This window comes from Cognatilysobacter segetis (genome assembly GCF_004359965.1).
GTDB classification, from domain to species: domain Bacteria; phylum Pseudomonadota; class Gammaproteobacteria; order Xanthomonadales; family Xanthomonadaceae; genus Cognatilysobacter; species Cognatilysobacter segetis.
Genome location: NZ_SMRQ01000073.1, coordinates 1 through 14,516 on the forward strand (window position 1 = coordinate 1; position 14,516 = coordinate 14,516).

13 protein-coding genes, 1 tRNA gene and 1 pseudogene are annotated in these 14,516 nt (G+C 71.3%); 5 read left to right on the forward strand and 10 right to left on the reverse strand.

The features are described 5' to 3' along the window. From secD to queA, 4 genes and pseudogenes are all read right to left on the reverse strand, one after another. A pseudogene (secD, locus tag E4F61_RS12930) lies at positions 1–932 on the reverse strand (protein translocase subunit SecD); the annotation flags it as partial. Positions 933–1,005: 73 nt separating this feature from the next. Next, on the reverse strand, positions 1,006–1,344 hold the full coding sequence (gene yajC / locus E4F61_RS12935) for a preprotein translocase subunit YajC (protein ID WP_133480046.1): 339 nt from the start codon (positions 1,342–1,344) through the stop codon (positions 1,006–1,008). A 69-nt stretch (positions 1,345–1,413) separates the two neighbouring features. After that, positions 1,414–2,550 carry a tRNA guanosine(34) transglycosylase Tgt gene (tgt, locus tag E4F61_RS12940; protein WP_133480047.1) on the reverse strand — a complete coding sequence of 379 codons (1,137 nt, stop codon included), beginning with the start codon at positions 2,548–2,550 and terminating at the stop codon, positions 1,414–1,416. 77 nt (positions 2,551–2,627) lie between these two features. After that, complete coding sequence (queA, locus tag E4F61_RS12945) at positions 2,628–3,677, reverse strand: tRNA preQ1(34) S-adenosylmethionine ribosyltransferase-isomerase QueA (RefSeq protein WP_133480048.1); 1,050 nt, start codon at positions 3,675–3,677, stop codon at positions 2,628–2,630. Between the two features lie 210 nt (positions 3,678–3,887). Here queA and E4F61_RS12950 point away from each other — a divergent pair, with 210 nt between their 5' ends. Then, positions 3,888–5,399 (forward strand): aminotransferase class III-fold pyridoxal phosphate-dependent enzyme, encoded by a 1,512-nt coding sequence (locus E4F61_RS12950; protein ID WP_133480049.1) that lies wholly within the window; start codon positions 3,888–3,890, stop codon positions 5,397–5,399. A 58-nt stretch (positions 5,400–5,457) separates the two neighbouring features. On the opposite strand, the gene E4F61_RS12955 is transcribed toward E4F61_RS12950, so the two are convergent. The 5 genes from E4F61_RS12955 to E4F61_RS12975 form a co-directional block, all read right to left on the reverse strand. Continuing rightward, on the reverse strand, positions 5,458–5,745 hold the full coding sequence (locus E4F61_RS12955) for a helix-hairpin-helix domain-containing protein (protein WP_133480050.1): 288 nt from the start codon (positions 5,743–5,745) through the stop codon (positions 5,458–5,460). Then, positions 5,742–6,146 carry an MAPEG family protein gene (locus E4F61_RS12960; RefSeq protein ID WP_162301491.1) on the reverse strand — a complete coding sequence of 135 codons (405 nt, stop codon included), beginning with the start codon at positions 6,144–6,146 and terminating at the stop codon, positions 5,742–5,744. Before E4F61_RS12960 ends, E4F61_RS12955 begins: the two co-directional genes overlap by 4 nt. Further along, a complete protein-coding gene (locus E4F61_RS12965) occupies positions 6,146–6,871 on the reverse strand; it encodes a TMEM43 family protein (protein ID WP_133480052.1) in 726 nt (241 codons plus the stop codon). The genes E4F61_RS12960 and E4F61_RS12965 overlap by 1 nt, the downstream gene beginning before the upstream one ends. After that, positions 6,868–7,758, reverse strand: a complete 891-nt coding sequence (locus tag E4F61_RS12970) for an MBL fold metallo-hydrolase (protein WP_133480053.1) — start codon at positions 7,756–7,758, stop codon at positions 6,868–6,870. The genes E4F61_RS12965 and E4F61_RS12970 overlap by 4 nt, the downstream gene beginning before the upstream one ends. A 102-nt stretch (positions 7,759–7,860) precedes the next feature. Beyond that, positions 7,861–7,936: transfer RNA gene (locus E4F61_RS12975), tRNA-Phe, on the reverse strand. A gap of 134 nt (positions 7,937–8,070) precedes the next feature. Between E4F61_RS12975 and E4F61_RS12980 the strand changes: the two genes are divergently transcribed. Beyond that, positions 8,071–8,496 (forward strand): DUF6491 family protein, encoded by a 426-nt coding sequence (locus E4F61_RS12980; RefSeq protein ID WP_133480054.1) that lies wholly within the window; start codon positions 8,071–8,073, stop codon positions 8,494–8,496. A gap of 130 nt (positions 8,497–8,626) precedes the next feature. Here the strand turns inward: E4F61_RS12980 and E4F61_RS12985 are convergent, their stop codons facing one another. Further along, positions 8,627–11,131, reverse strand: coding sequence for a S8 family serine peptidase (locus E4F61_RS12985; protein WP_133480055.1), 2,505 nt, complete (start codon positions 11,129–11,131; stop codon positions 8,627–8,629). A 247-nt stretch (positions 11,132–11,378) separates the two neighbouring features. Here E4F61_RS12985 and E4F61_RS12990 point away from each other — a divergent pair, with 247 nt between their 5' ends. The 3 genes from E4F61_RS12990 to E4F61_RS13000 all read left to right on the forward strand — a co-directional run. Further along, complete coding sequence (locus E4F61_RS12990; RefSeq protein ID WP_133480056.1) at positions 11,379–12,206, forward strand: DUF6689 family protein; 828 nt, start codon at positions 11,379–11,381, stop codon at positions 12,204–12,206. Between the two features lie 107 nt (positions 12,207–12,313). Continuing rightward, positions 12,314–13,216, forward strand: a complete 903-nt coding sequence (locus E4F61_RS12995) for an FHA domain-containing protein (RefSeq protein WP_133480057.1) — start codon at positions 12,314–12,316, stop codon at positions 13,214–13,216. Next, the coding region (locus E4F61_RS13000) for a serine/threonine-protein kinase (RefSeq protein WP_133480058.1) at positions 13,213–14,516 on the forward strand (1,304 nt) is incomplete at its 3' end. The genes E4F61_RS12995 and E4F61_RS13000, both read left to right, overlap by 4 nt.

The window sequence follows — 14,516 nt, forward strand, 5'->3', positions numbered from 1 at the left end:
CCGTCGGGGCCGACTTCGCGGCGGTAGAACACGCGCGCCTCCGGCGGCACGCTGCCGGTCGAGATGGCGTCGTAGGCATTGCCCTCGACGACCGCGCGGTATTCCAGCGTCGCGGTCGCGCCGATGATGCGCTTGGCCTGCGCGGTGTCCTGCACGCCCGGCAGCTCGACCACGATGCGGTCGGTGCCCTGGCGCTGGATGATCGGCTCGCCGACGCCGATCGCGTTGACGCGATTGCGCAGCGTGCTGACGTTCTGCTCGACGGCCTCGAGCGCGAGGCGCTGCTGCTCGGCGGGGTTCATGCGCACGGTGAGCGCGCCGCCGTTCACGGCGACGTCGAGCGTGGTCTGGCCGCGCGTGATGAGCTGGCGCGCCTTCTCGGCGTCCTGCGGCGAAACGATCGCGATCACGCTGCCGTCGGGGCGACGCTCGACCGACTCGTAGCGCACGCCTGCGTCGCGCAGCTGCACGCGCACGTCCTCGGCGAGGGCATCCAGCCGCTTTTCCATCGAGGCCTTCTGGTCGACCTGCATCATGAAATGCACGCCGCCCTGGAGGTCCAGGCCGAGCAGCATCGGCTTGGCGCCGATGTTCGCGAGCCAATCCGGCGCGGTCGAGGCCAGGTTGAGCGCGACGACGTAGTCGTTGCCGAGCGGATCCCTCAGGACGTCGGCGGCCTTGACCTGCTGGTCGGGATCCTTGAAGCGGACCAGCATGTTGCCGTTGTCGATCTCCACCTCTTTCGGCGTGACGCCCGCCTGGGCCAGCAACCCGGTGACGCGCGTGCGCAGCGCGGCATCGATCGCCCCGCCGCGGTTGGCGGTGACCTGCACGGACGGGTCCTGCGGGAAAACATTGGGCAGCGCATACAGCGCGCTCAACAGCAACAGCACGACGGCGAGGGCGTATTTCCAGCGCGGGTAGGTCAGCATCGAAGTCCAGGCGGCTCCCCGCCGCGTCCAAAGCGTGTAAGGGCGGCCGGGGCCGCCATCAAGGGCCTGCGGCTCAGGCGGCCTTCAACGTGCCCTTGGGCAGCACGTTGCCGATCGCGGCCTTCTGCACGCGCACGCGCACGCCGTCGGCGATCTCGATCGTGACGAAGTTCTCGCCGATGTCGGTGACCGTGCCGGCGAGGCCGCCGGCGGCCAGCACCTCATCGCCGCGCGCGAGCTTTTCGAGCATGCCCTTGTGCTCCTTCGCGCGCTTCATCTGCGGACGGATCATCAGGAAGTACATGACGAACACGACGATCAGGATCGGCAGGAAGCCGAGCGCGCCGCCGCCGGCGGGTGCCGGTGCAGCCTGGGCGTGGGCGACGGGAACGAGGAAATCGAGCAGCGACATGGTCAGGTCCGGCGAAAGCGACCGGGGATTATGCCACGCGACCGGCGGCCTTCCGCCGCCCCGCCCCGTTCAGCCCGGGGCGCCTTCGCGACGGGCGGCGTAGAACGCCTCGCGGAACGCGGCGAACCGCCCGGCCCCGATCGCGTCGCGCATGTCCGCCATCAGGCGCTGGTAGTAGCGCAGGTTGTGCAGGGTGCCGAGCATCGGGCCGAGCATCTCGTTGCAGCGGTCGAGGTGGCGCAGGTAGCTGCGGCTGAAGCCGTTGCGGCAGGCGTAGCAGTCGCAGCCCTCCTCGATGGGCCGGGTGTCACGCTCGTACTTGGCGTTGCGCACGCGCACGGTACCGGTCGCGGTGAAGTAGTGGCCGTTGCGGGCGTTCCGCGTGGGCATCACGCAGTCGAACATGTCGACGCCGCGGGCGACCGCCTCGACGAGGTCTTCCGGGCGCCCGACGCCCATCAGGTAGCGCGGGCGATCGGTCGGCAGTTGCGGTGCGGTGTGGTCGAGCATGGCGTTGCGCTCTTCCTCGGTCTCGCCGACGGCCAGGCCGCCGATGGCGTAGCCGTCGAAACCGATCGCCTTGAGGCCGTCGGCCGACCGCGTGCGCAGGTCGTGGTGGACGCCGCCCTGCACGATGCCGAACAGGGCCGCGTCGTTGCCTTCGTGCGCGCGCTTGCTGCGCTCGGCCCAGCGCAACGAGAGCTCCATCGATCGCCGCACCACGTCCGGCGACACAGGCACGCCGTCCTTATGCACGGGCGGGCACTCGTCGAAGATCATCACGATGTCCGAATCGAGCACCTTCTGGATCCGCATGCTCTCCTCGGGGCCGAGGAAGACCTTCGCGCCGTCGGTCGGCGACGCGAACGTGACGCCCTCTTCCGTGATCTTGCGACGATGCGCGAGCGAGAACACCTGGAAGCCGCCGGAGTCGGTCAGGATCGGGCCGTTCCAGCGCGAGAAACCGTGCAGGCCGCCGTGGTCGGCGATGACGTCGAGCCCCGGGCGCAGGTACAGGTGGAAGGTGTTGCCGAGGATGATCTCCGCGCCCAGCTCGCGCACCTGCTCCGGCATCACGCCCTTGACCGAGCCGTAGGTACCGACCGGCATGAAAGCGGGCGTCTCGACGGTCCCCCGCGGGAACGTGAGGCGACCGCGGCGCGCGGCGCCGTCGGTGCCGAGAAGCTGGAAGGACATGCGGCTCATGGGAATTCGGTTTTCCGGAAACGTGGGTCGTAGGCGCTGGTGTCGACGTCGAAGCGCCGCGCCCGTTGGCGCCCGCTCTACTGCGTGGCTGCGCGCCAGAGCAGCATGGCGTCGCCGTAGGAGAAGAAGCGGTAGCGGGCGCGGATCGCATGGCGGTACGCCTCGAAGACGCGCGACTGCCCGGCGAACGCGGAGATCATCATCAGCAGCGTGCTCTGCGGAAGATGGAAATTGGTCACCATCGCGTCGACGCTGGTGATGCGGTAGCCCGGCAGGATGAACAGCCGGGTTTCGCCTGCGAACGGCTTGAGCTCCGCGCGGCCGTCCGCCTCGTGCCGCGTCGCGCTCTCCAGCGCACGCACGACCGTGGTGCCCACGCCGATCACCCGCCCGCCGGCCTCGCGCGTGCGGCGGATCTGCTCGACGAGCGTCGCGCCGACGTTGATCCATTCGCTGTGCATCACGTGCTGGCTGAGGTCGTCCACGCGCACCGGCTGGAACGTGCCCGCGCCGACATGCAGCGTGACGTGGCCGACCTCGACACCCAGTGCCTGCAGGCGCGACAGCAGCGCTTCGTCGAAATGCAGGCCGGCCGTGGGCGCGGCGACCGCGCCGATCTCGCGTGCGAACACGGTCTGGTAGCGCTCCGCATCGTCGGCGCCGGGCTCGCGCTGGATGTACGGCGGCAGCGGCAGGCGGCCCGCGTGCAGCAGCCAGGACTCCAGCGGTTCGCCCACCTCGAAACGCAGCACGTAGAACTCGCCCTCGCGGCCGAGCACGTGCGCACGGCCGCCCGCGTCGAGTTCGATCACGGCGCCTTCCTTCGGCGACTTGCTGACGCCCAGCTGCGCGCGTGCGCGGTCGTCCGCCATCAGGCGCTCGATCATGATCTCGACGCGCCCCCCGGTGGACTTCTGCCCGAACAGGCGCGCCGGGATCACGCGCGTGTCGTTGAACACGAGAAGGTCGCCGGCGCGCAGCAGCGACGGCAGGTCGCGGAACACGCGGTCCTCGAAGGGAGCGTCGCCAGGTGGCACCACCAGCAGGCGGCTCGCGCTGCGTTCGGCGAGGGGTGCCTGCGCGATCAGTTCGACGGGCAGGTCGTAATCGAAGTCGGACTTCTTCAAGCGCGCGGAGGCCGTCGTTCGGCCGTTCGTCCGCATCGGACGGCCGCACAGTGTAGCGGCCGCGCGGGGGTTATCGGCGCGAAGGGCGCGTGATAGCATGGACGCAACCTTTTGAATGGAAACGGAAAACGCCTTCGCGCGCGCTTCCAGGCCCGTGTCGTTCCCGCGGTTTCCGTGCATCTCGTCCCTGGACTGCAGGAGCCCGCCGTCATGTCGAACGACCACGCCCAATCCGTCGCCCTCCTCGCGCCGCTGCGCGCCCATGGAGGCCGCCGTCGAACCGTGGGCCTCGACGACGCGACGATCGAGCGCTTCGCCGCCTCGCATCCCGAACTGCGCGAAGCGATCGCCGCGGCCGCCGCCGAATACGCGTCGGTGAAGCAGGACGCCGCGGACCTGCTCGACCTCGACGAGGACGATCAGATCCACGCCGTGCAGGCCGGCTACGTCAACTTCTATCCCGACGACGCGGTGAATCCGTACGTCGCGCTCGCCGCGCGCGGGCCGTGGGTGGTGACGCTCAAGGGCGCGGTGCTGCACGACTCCGGCGGCTACGGAATGCTCGGCTTCGGCCATGCGCCGCAGGCGGTCATCGACGCGATGGCCAAGCCGCAGGTGATGGCCAACATCATGACGCCGTCGCTCGCGCAGCGCCGCTTCGACCGTGCGATCCGCGCGGCGATCGGCACGGTGCGCGGCGAGTGCCCGTACGAGCGTTTCTTCTGCCTCAATTCCGGTTCGGAGTCGGTGTCGCTCGCGGCGCGCATCGCCGATGCGAACGCGAAACTCATGACCGACGCGGGCGCCCGCCACGCCGGGCGCACGATCAAGCGCCTCGTGGTGAAGGGCAGTTTCCACGGCCGCACCGAGGCGCCGGCGCTGTATTCCGATTCGTCGCGCAAGACGTACGTGCAGCACCTCGCCAGCTTCCGCGGCGAGAGCTCGGTGATCACGGTGGAGCCGTACGACATCGACGCGCTGCGCCGAGCGTTCGCCGACGCCGATGCCAATGGCTGGTTCATCGAGGCGATGTTCCTCGAGCCCGTGATGGGTGAAGGCGACCCCGGCCGCGGCGTACCGCGCCCGTTCTACGACGCCGCGCGCGAGCTGACGCGTGCGCACGGCGGCCTGCTGCTGGTCGACTCGATCCAGGCGGGCCTTCGCGCGACCGGCGCGCTGTCGATCGTCGACTACCCGGGTTTCGAGGACGCCGACGCACCCGACATGGAGACCTATTCGAAGGCGCTGAATGCGGGCCAGTACCCCCTCTCGGTACTGGCGGTCGGCGCACGCGCCGCGGCGCTCTACCGCAAGGGCCTCTACGGCAACACGATGACGACGAATCCGCGTGCGCTGGACGTGGCCTGTGCGGTGCTCTCGCAGGTGACGCCCGCCGTGCGCGAGAACATCCGCGCCCGTGGCGTGGAGGCGCTGGAACGCTTCGAGGCGCTGCGCGCGGAATCGGGCGGCATGATCACCAAGGTGCAGGGCACGGGCCTGCTGTTCTCCTGCGAGCTGGCTCCGCAGTTCAAGTGCTTCGGCGCCGGCTCGACCGAGGAATGGCTGCGCGAGCGCGGCATCGGCGTCATCCACGGCGGCGTCAACTCGCTGCGCTTCACCCCGACGTTCACGATCACCAGCGCGGAGCTCGAGCTGCTGGTCGCGATGGTGGGTCGCGCGCTGCGCGAAGGTCCGCGCGTGGAGCAGGCCGTGGCGGCCTGACGGACGCGTTCGCAGCAAAAAAGGCCGGCCCAGCGCCGGCCTTTTTCGTTTCCGCGGCTCAGAGGCCGAACCGCGCCTTGCGTTCGGCCGTGTACGCCCACCACGGCTGCGGCGGCTCGCCGTCCATGAAACGCGTGACCGACATGAAGACGTCGAGCACGCAGGGATCGTGTCGGACGCCGGTCACCTCGCAGAGCCGCCGGTACAGCGCCATTGGCGACTGCCCGACCAGCTGGGCGGGCGATTCGATGCCGATCCGCCGGAGGTCGCCCGCGATCGAAGGACCGACGTTGGGCAGGTCGGTGAGGTCGCGGAGACGGGCGCGATCGACGCGTGCAGGGTTCATGCGGCGCCCGACAGGCCCACCACCGCGCGCACCAGCGCGACCAGCGACGCCGTGAGGATCACGCCCCACGTGATCGCCGTGCCCCAGAGGCGCCCGAACGACACGCCGGGCGAGCGCGAGAGGCCGATCGCGTGCAGCACCCGCGCCGCGAACAACGACCCGCCCAGCAGCGCGACCCACGCGCGGTCCAGCCCGCTCAATTCGAGCAGCGCGAGCAGCAGCAGTGCGAACGGCACGTACTCGACGAAGTTCGCGTGCACGCGGATGCGCTGCAGCAACGCGGCATCGCCGCCATCGCCCAGGCCGATCCGACGTCCGCGCCGTGCGGCCACGATCGGCCACAGCAGCACGAGCAGCAGCAGGCCGTGCAGCCCCGCGACCAGCAGCGTGACCAGCGGCATCAGTGCCGTCCCCCGGTGATGGCGCGGGTGAGGAACCACAGGCCCACCAGCGCCGCCACGGCGATCGCGACGAGCCAGGGCCGCAGGCGCATCACCGGCTTGCGCGTGGCGGCCGCGATGTCGATGGCCGGCCGCGCGGTCGCCGGCGCCGCGGCGGCCTTCGCGCTCAGGCGCCATGCGCCATCGCGCAGCTCGACCTTGCCCGCGAGCGGCGGCAGCACGAATTCGTGCCAGGTGATGCGCACGTCGCCGGTCGCCGGCGCGAGCGGGTTGTCGCTGCTGGCCAGCCCGTCGCCTTCGGGTTGGTAGTCGCGTGCGATGCGACCCGGCAGCCGCGAGAAGTTCGGACGCAGCGTCTGCCACTGTCCGAGCAGCCGCACCACGCCGAGCGGCAGCGGCCGGCCGTCGAGCGTCACCGACGCCACCCACCATTCGCGGTTGCGCACCGGCAGCCGCGGCGGATTGCGGTGCGCCGCGTCGAAATCCGAGGAATCGATCGGGGCGGCGTTCCAGACGCGCGAATACCCGCCGTCCGCATCCTGCCGCCACTGGAACATTTCGACGCGGCGCTCCAGCCCGAACTGACGCGATTCGACGCGGAAATCCGGATCCTCGAGCGGGTTGGACGGCGCCGGATCGCTGTCCGGCGCGGTCTGCGCCCGCGAGGCGCCCGCGGGCCACAGTGCGGCGGCGGCGAGCATGAGCGCCAGGACGGCCGCCCTCATGCGGCGAGCGCGCGGGCGTGCAGCGCGGGCACCTCGTGGGTCGTGCCGAATCGCCCGTCGGGCGCCTTCACCACACGCGCCAGCGCGCAGCCGGGATCGTGGGTGAAATACAGATGGACGTCGCGCGCGAGCATGTCCTCGAGGAAGGCGCGCTTCTCGTCGATCAGCAGCTCGGCATTGCGGTCGTAGCCCATCGTGATCGGCACGTGGACCCACGGCCGCCCGGGGATCAGGTCGGCGCAGAACACGACGCCGCCATGCGGGTGCCCGTTCGAATGGATGGGCCCGACGATCTCCGCGAGCATCAGCCCCGGCGTGTGGCCGTCGCTGAAGTGGAAGCGCACCGCCTCGCCCAAGGTGCGCGAGTACTCGCCGTCGACCAGTTCCAGCCGGCCGGTCGCCTGCAGCAGTCCTGGCAGCGCGGGGATGAAACTGGCGCGGTCGCGGTCGTGCGGGTCCAGCGCGCGCTCGAAGTGGCGCTTGCCGACCAGGTAGGTGGCGTTGGGGAAGACGAGCGACGGCGCGGCGTCCGCCTGCCACGCCGAAAGCAGCCCACCGGCGTGGTCGAAATGCAGGTGCGAGAGCACGACGACGTCGATGTCCTCGGGCCTGAAGCCGGCCTGCGCGAGCGACTCCAGCAGGACGTGCCGGTCCTCGACCACCCCGTAGCGCTCCCGAAGCTTCGGCTCGAAGAACGCGCCGATACCGGCCTCGAACAGCACGGTCCTGCCGGCCAATGGCGAGGCCAGCAACGCGCGGCAGGCAAGGTCGATGCGGCCCTGCTCGTCGGGCGCGGCCCAGCGCGACCAGAGCGCGCGCGGCGCGTTGCCGAACATCGCGCCGCCGTCGAGCTTCTGGCGATTGCCGTCGATGGACCAGAGCTTCATGGCGTACTCCCGCGTCGGGGGCCACATTCCACGCCCCGCGGGGCATGCGGTCAAGGCGGACCCGCAAAAGCAAAAGCCCGCGACGGGCGCGGGCTTTTCGCGTGGTGGCCGGGGAGGGAATCGAACCCCCGACACGGGGATTTTCAATCCCCTGCTCTACCAACTGAGCTACCCGGCCACGCGGGAGGCGGCATGTTACGGAGCCGTGGAGGCGTTGGCAAGCCGCATACCGCCTGAACAGGCGCGGAGCCCCGCGCTTGCGCGTCACCGCCGCGGGCGCAAGATCGGACACCACCGCCCTGGAGAGCTGCAATGCGCACGCCGTTGCTCGCCACCCTGCTTGCGGCCACCGCACTCGCCGGCGGCTGCGCCTCGGATTCCGCCGCGCGTACCGCCGATCGGCTGGCGCTGTACCGCGCCCACGCCGGCCCGCCGGTGTCCGACTTCCCCTACTACCGGACCTTCACCGAGTGGACGCCGCTCGGCCGCGACGCACTGGCGGTATGGCTGTCGCCGACGCGTGCGTACCTGCTCGACACGCCCGACTGCAACGACCTCGAATGGGCGCACGGGATCCAGATCAGCGACACGAACGGCCGCGTGTCGGCGCGCTTCGACCGCGTGCAGCCGCTGGGCGTCGGCTCGGTACCGATCTCCTGCCGGATCGAACAGATCCGCCCGCTGGACACCAAGGCGATCCGCGACGCCGAACGGATGCCGCGCGCGGAACGTCGCTGACGGCGCGACGGGCACCCGCGCCGGCCTCGTCGAGGTCGCCGGGCTGAGAGAAACAAAGAAAGACGCCCCGGAGGTCCGGGGCGTCCAGGGTCGGGCCCCGAGGCGGGCCCTTCCACGCGGGGGAGCGTGATCAGTCTTCCGCGGCCCGATAGGCCACGAGGTAGCGGTCGGCCGCCACGGCGAAGGCCGCGCGGGTGACCGTCTTGCCAGGGTCGAAGTACGCCTTGAGCGTGGGCTGCAGGTCGAACGGCCCCTGCTCGACCGCGAAGCGCGCATTGATCAGGCCGAGGTCCAGCGCGTACTGCACGTAACCGCGCAGCGCCGCCGGGATCGACGCGGCATCGGCGATCGGCACGCGCTTGCCGTCGTAGGCCACCGTCAGCTCACCGCTGAACGCCTTGGCCTCGGACTGCAGCGCCATGCTCTGCACCAGCGAGTAGGCGAGCGACACGCGGGTCACGTAGTCGTTCGGCTTGAACGCACCATTGACCGTGCCCATCACGCCGTCCTGCTTCTGCTCGAGGTCGCGCAGCGCACCACCGCGGGCGATCGCCGACTCGGCGTAGGCGTAGCCCGTGCTGCCCGCGGCGAGGTCGCTGAAGCTCGACCGCCCGTTGAACGGCAGCGACTGCCGCACGTTCTGGCCCATCGACAGGTACTGCGCGAGCTCGATGCGCTTGAGCACCTGGTCCGGACGGAACTGCTTGTCCGAGTAGCCGTCGACCAGGCGGTTGGCGACGGCGAACTCGATCGCCTGGCGCGCCGGGTGGTTGGCGATGTCGTTGAGGCCGGTGTAGCCGCCCGAGTTGAGGAACGTGATCTCGCCATCGACGTAACCCGGCGCGGCGTAGCCGTTGGTGACCTTCGCCGGATCCAGCGCGACGCCGGACACCGAGCCGATGCCGCGCACCGTGAGCTTCCACTTGCCGGGCTTGCCGGGCGCACCGATCGTCACCGTGTCGCCGGCGACCGGCAGCGCGATCGACGATCCGTACTGCTCGCCGTCCGGATCGATCAGCACCAGCGCGACGGTGTTGTCGACCGTGGAGCGCGCGCTGACGAACGCGACGTCCGGGCCGACGTCGAATTCCATGGTGTCGACGGTGCCGACCGGCGAGAAGAACAGCGAGAACGGCTTCGGCGCCGCGCCGGGCGCGAGCACGGCGTTCGAGTTGAACGTGCGCAGCGCGTTGACCGTGGCGCCCCAACCGCCGCGCACGCCCGCCGCCTCGGCGACCGCCGCGTACGTGTTGACGTGGCCGGCGCCGGCTTCCCACGCGAGGCGACCGGTCATGTTGGTGGCGGTGCGACGAAGGATGTCCTTGACCTGCGCCGGCGTGAGGTTCGGGTTCGCCTCCAGCATCAGCGCGATGATGCCCGCCACGTGCGGCGTCGCCATCGAGGTGCCGCTCATGTGCGTGTAGAACGGCAGGTATTCGGGCGCGAGGGTTTCGGCGTCGTGCTGCGCTTCCAGCGGCGGCAGCGCGCCCGCGAGGTCGCGGGTGGCGACGATGTCGACGCCCGGCGCCACGACGGACGGCTCGTTGACGTAGGTCCAGCTGGTGCCGTCCGCCATGGTGAACGTGCCGGACTCGCCGCGCTTGCCACGCGAGGAGAAGCCGGTCAGTACGCCGTCCTTCTCGCCCGCACCGACCGAGATCACCCACGGCGCCTGCGCGTACGGGTTGTGGGTGTCTTCGCCCGGGCCGTCGTTGCCGGCGGCGAACACGCTCACGATGCCGCGCTTGTAGAGCTCGTACGTGGCGATGTTCACCGGGTTCGACGGATCGAACGGACCGCTGCTGCCCCAGGAATTGCTGACGACGCGGATCGTGTCCTTGTAGCTGAACTGGTTGGTGGCCGCGTAGTCCAGGCCGCCCACCGCGTCGAGGATGAAGAGCACGGCGCCCGAGCCGTAGCCCACCAGCGAGGCACCGGGCGCGACGCCGCGGTACAGGCCGTTCGAACGCTGGCCGCTGCCGCCGGTGATGCCGGCGCAGTGCGTGCCGTGGCCGGAACCGAGGTCGCTGTTGGGCACGTTCTCGAGGTAGGTCATCGGCACGATGCCCGGCGCGTCCTCCGCCGCCACCTCGTGCAGGATGTTCTGCGCGGCCAGCACGTTCTGGACGACGTGCGTGCCGAGCTTGAGGTCGTCGTGCGTGGCGTCGATGCCGGAGTCGTTGATCATCACGCCGACGCCCTTGCCGCTGAACGGCACCGCGCGACCGTAGTCGCCGGGGCTCGAGAACGTGCGCGTGGCGCTGCTGATCTTGTTCGCCTCGACGTCGAAATACCGCAGGGGCGCGTTCCAGTAGATCGAGACCACGTCGTCCTTGGCCGCCAGCGCGCGGATCTCGGCGGGCGTCGCCACCACGCCGGCGATCGGCAGCGTGCGCATGGTGCGGCCCTTCTCGATGCCGAGCGCCTTGAGCTCGGCGAGCTGCACCGCGTTGACCGGGCCGGACTGGCGGTAGGTCACGACGACGCCGAGCTCGTCGGTTGGCGACGCGGCGGCGATCTTCTTGATCAGGTTGGGGTCGAGGTGGGCGTCGGCGAGGGCGACGCCGCTGGCCAGCAGGCCGAGTGCGAGCGCGGAAATGCGGACCGGGAGGGAGCGGGAGCGCGGGGCGGACATGGGGGAGAGCCTCGGAGGTGATGCCCATGGGGCGGCACGCCAGTTGTCCCACCGCGGGCCGGGCGCGCGCATCGGGCATTGCCTCCACGCGCGGCAGGGGTAAACACCCAGGCGGCCATGGGTGGAAACGCCGTCGCGGGGAAGCCGGCCGGCGGGTTAGGCTCGCGTCGAGCGTGAAGACGCCTGCTTCACGCGCCCCGTTCTAGCGTCCCGTTTCACGGGATCTTTACGCCCAACCGGAGCCACCATGCCGCGCGTCCTCGTCCGCTGGTTCAGTCTCGCGCTCCTCCTGATCGCATCGCCGCTCGCGGCGGCGCAGGCCCTGCCGGTCAGCGTGTCGGTCAACGGCAACACCGCCAGCGTCGTCGTCGGCACGGCCGGCGCGCCGATCGCGGACATGACGCTCGCCTTCGACGATGCGCGCGGGCTCAGCGCGGCCAACCTCGGCATCAGTGCGCAACTCGTCACGCTCAACGACCCGGCCCTGCTCGCGCGCCTGCCCGGCACTCTGACTTCGCTGGACGCGTCGTTTCCGCTCCTGATCACGGTCGAGCCGCCTGCGGGCGGCCTGTCGTTCGATCGACTCGTGCACGTCGAGATCCACACGCACGCGCTCGTCTACACCTACGGCACCAGCTATCGCCTGTTCAAGGCGCCGCTGGGCGGCGCGTTCCGCGACATCACCAACGAGGTCGCGCAGGGCAGCGTCCGCGCGCGCGGCACGACGGGCGGGTTCTCGCAGTTCCTCGTGCTCGCCGACGTGCGCCGCACCGGTGATGTGGTCGACGAGAAGCTGCAACGGCTGCGCACGCGCATCGCCACGCTCGCGCCCGCCGAAGCGGCACCGCTGGAGGCCTACCGCGCGGCCGCGGCGCAGGCGGTCGCCGAGGGTCGCTACGACGACGCGCTCGCCAGCCTCGATGCGCTGGCCGCGCGCACCGATGCGCGCGCCGGAAGCGCCATCCGCGACACCTGGACGGCGGGCGGCGGCTCGACCAACGACGCCGGCGAAATCCTCGCGGGCGTCGACACCGCGAAGTTCTCGATCGCGTACCTGCGCAACTTCGGCCACTGAGCCTGCACGCGTTTCCGACGACGCCCCCGGCGCCCCCGCGCCGGGGGCGTTTCGCGTCGCGACCGACCACCCTGCCCGGCGGCAGCGCCAAGGCCTAAGATCAGCGGATGCAGGCCCGACTCATCGCCTATGTGCCCGAAGGAGCCGCGATCGCGCGCATCGTGATGCCGGGCGCGCGCCTGCGCATCGGGCGTTCGGACGACGCCGACCTCGTGCTCGCGCACGGCTCGGTGTCGCGCAGCCACGCGGAGCTGGAAAGCCTGCCCGACGGCACCTGGCGGCTCGTCGACCTCGGCAGCAAGAACGGCACGTTCGTCGACGGCGCGCGCATCTCGAGTACCGCCGTCGCCCGAAGCGGCTGGCTCCGCTTCGGCGACGTGCATTGCGAGCTCAGCATGCTCGACGCGCTCGCCGCCGAGGCGCAGGCCGCGCGATGGGCCGAGCGCCGCACGCATGCGACGCGCCTCACCCAGCGCATCGACGCGATGGCGCAGCCGCAGGACGGCGTGGCCACGCCGGCGCTGCTCGACCACAGCCTGCGCGCGGTGCTCGAGCTCGCCCAGTGCACGCGCGGCTTCGTGCTCGTGGCCGAAGGCGGGCGACATCGCATCGCGGCGTCGGTGGCGCTGGACGCCTCGCTCGCGACCGGCCCCGAATTCACCGGCAGCCTCGGCGCGGTCGCGCAGGCGCTGCGCACGCGCGCACCGGTCGTGTTCAACGACGTCGGCCAGGACGCGTGGCTGTCTTCGCGCGAGTCGGTCGTCCGCGGCGGGTTGCGCACGCTGGTCGCCCTGCCCCTGCTCGACGGCCGCACGCCGATCGGGGCGGTGTACGCCGACCGCCGCGAAGCGGGCCCGCCGCTGACCACGCTCGACGTCGAGCTGCTGCAGGCGTTCGCGGAGCGGTGCGCGTTGTGGCTCGCTGCGCGGCAGGAAGCCGGCGGAACGGCCGAGCCGCCGACGCCCGCCGATCTCTCGCACCTGTTGGCCGGCCACGCGCCGACGCAATGAGCGAGCCCACCGCCACCGGCATCTACGCGCAGATGGACCTCGCGCCCGGCACGCTCCTCGCCGGGCGATTTCGTATCGAGCGTCTGCTCGGCGTCGGCGGCATGGGCGTCGTGTACCGCGCCATGGACGAGTCGCTCGGCGTGCCGGTGGCGGTGAAGCTGCTGCGTCCCGAGATCGCGCAGCGCGCCGATGCGTTCGAGCGCTTCCGGCAGGAGCTCCTGCTCGCGCGGCAGGTGTCGAGCCCGCATGTCGTGCGCATCCACGACATCGCCCGGCACGAGTTCGCGGGCGGCGACACGCGGTGGCTGATCAGCATGGACCTGATCGAGGGCGAGGCGCTCGACCACCGCATCGACCGCGGCCCCCTTCCCGTCGACGATGCCCTGCGCATCGCCCGCCAGGTCGCGCTCGGCCTGGGAGCGGCGCATGCGCGCGGCGTCGTGCACCGCGACCTCAAGCCCGCGAACATCCTGGTCGATGCCAACGGCAATGCGTACATCACCGACTTCGGCGTCGCGCGGTCCATCGCAAGCAGTACGCGCAGCTCGACCGCGGGCATCGTCGGCACGCCGGACTACCTGTCGCCCGAGCAGGCACGCGGCGACCCGGTCGGGCCGCGCAGCGACCTCTACGCGCTCGGCCTGATCCTGCACGAGATGCTCACCGGCGAACGCGCGTTCGCCGCGTCCACCGCTGCGGAAGCGCTGGCGCAGCGGCTCGTCCGCAGCCCGCCGCTGGTCACCACCCGGCGTAGCGACGTTCCGGCCTGGGTCGCGCGGCTCGCCGAGCGCCTGCTGCGGCCGCAGCCGTCGCATCGGTTGCCGGATGCCGCCGCGGTGGTGCATGCCATCGACCGGCGCGACGTGCCGCGCGACACCGGCCGCCTGCGCATTTGGCTCGCCGCCGCGGCGATCGCACTGCTCGCGATCGGCGGCGGCGCGTACTGGTGGACGCATCGTCCGCCGCCGGGCGCGGTCGCGCCCACGCCCTCGCGTCCGCTCGACCGCGTGTTGCTGATGCCGCTGGAGGGCGATCGCCTGCCCGAGGCCGAACGCATCGGGCTTGACGTCGTGCTGCGCGAATCGATCGCCGATGCGCCCGGCCTGGCGCGCGTCGACCTCGACCGCACGCTGCAGGCGCTCGGCCAGCTCGACGCGGTCGGCCGGCCGGCGCTCGACGCGATGCGGCGCGCCGGCGCCGCCAGCCGCGTGGTGCGGCTCGAACTGCGGCCCGCCGACGGCGGTTGGCAGGTCCGCGGCGAGCACGATGCGGGCGGCGGCCGCTTCGAAGGGCCGCGCGC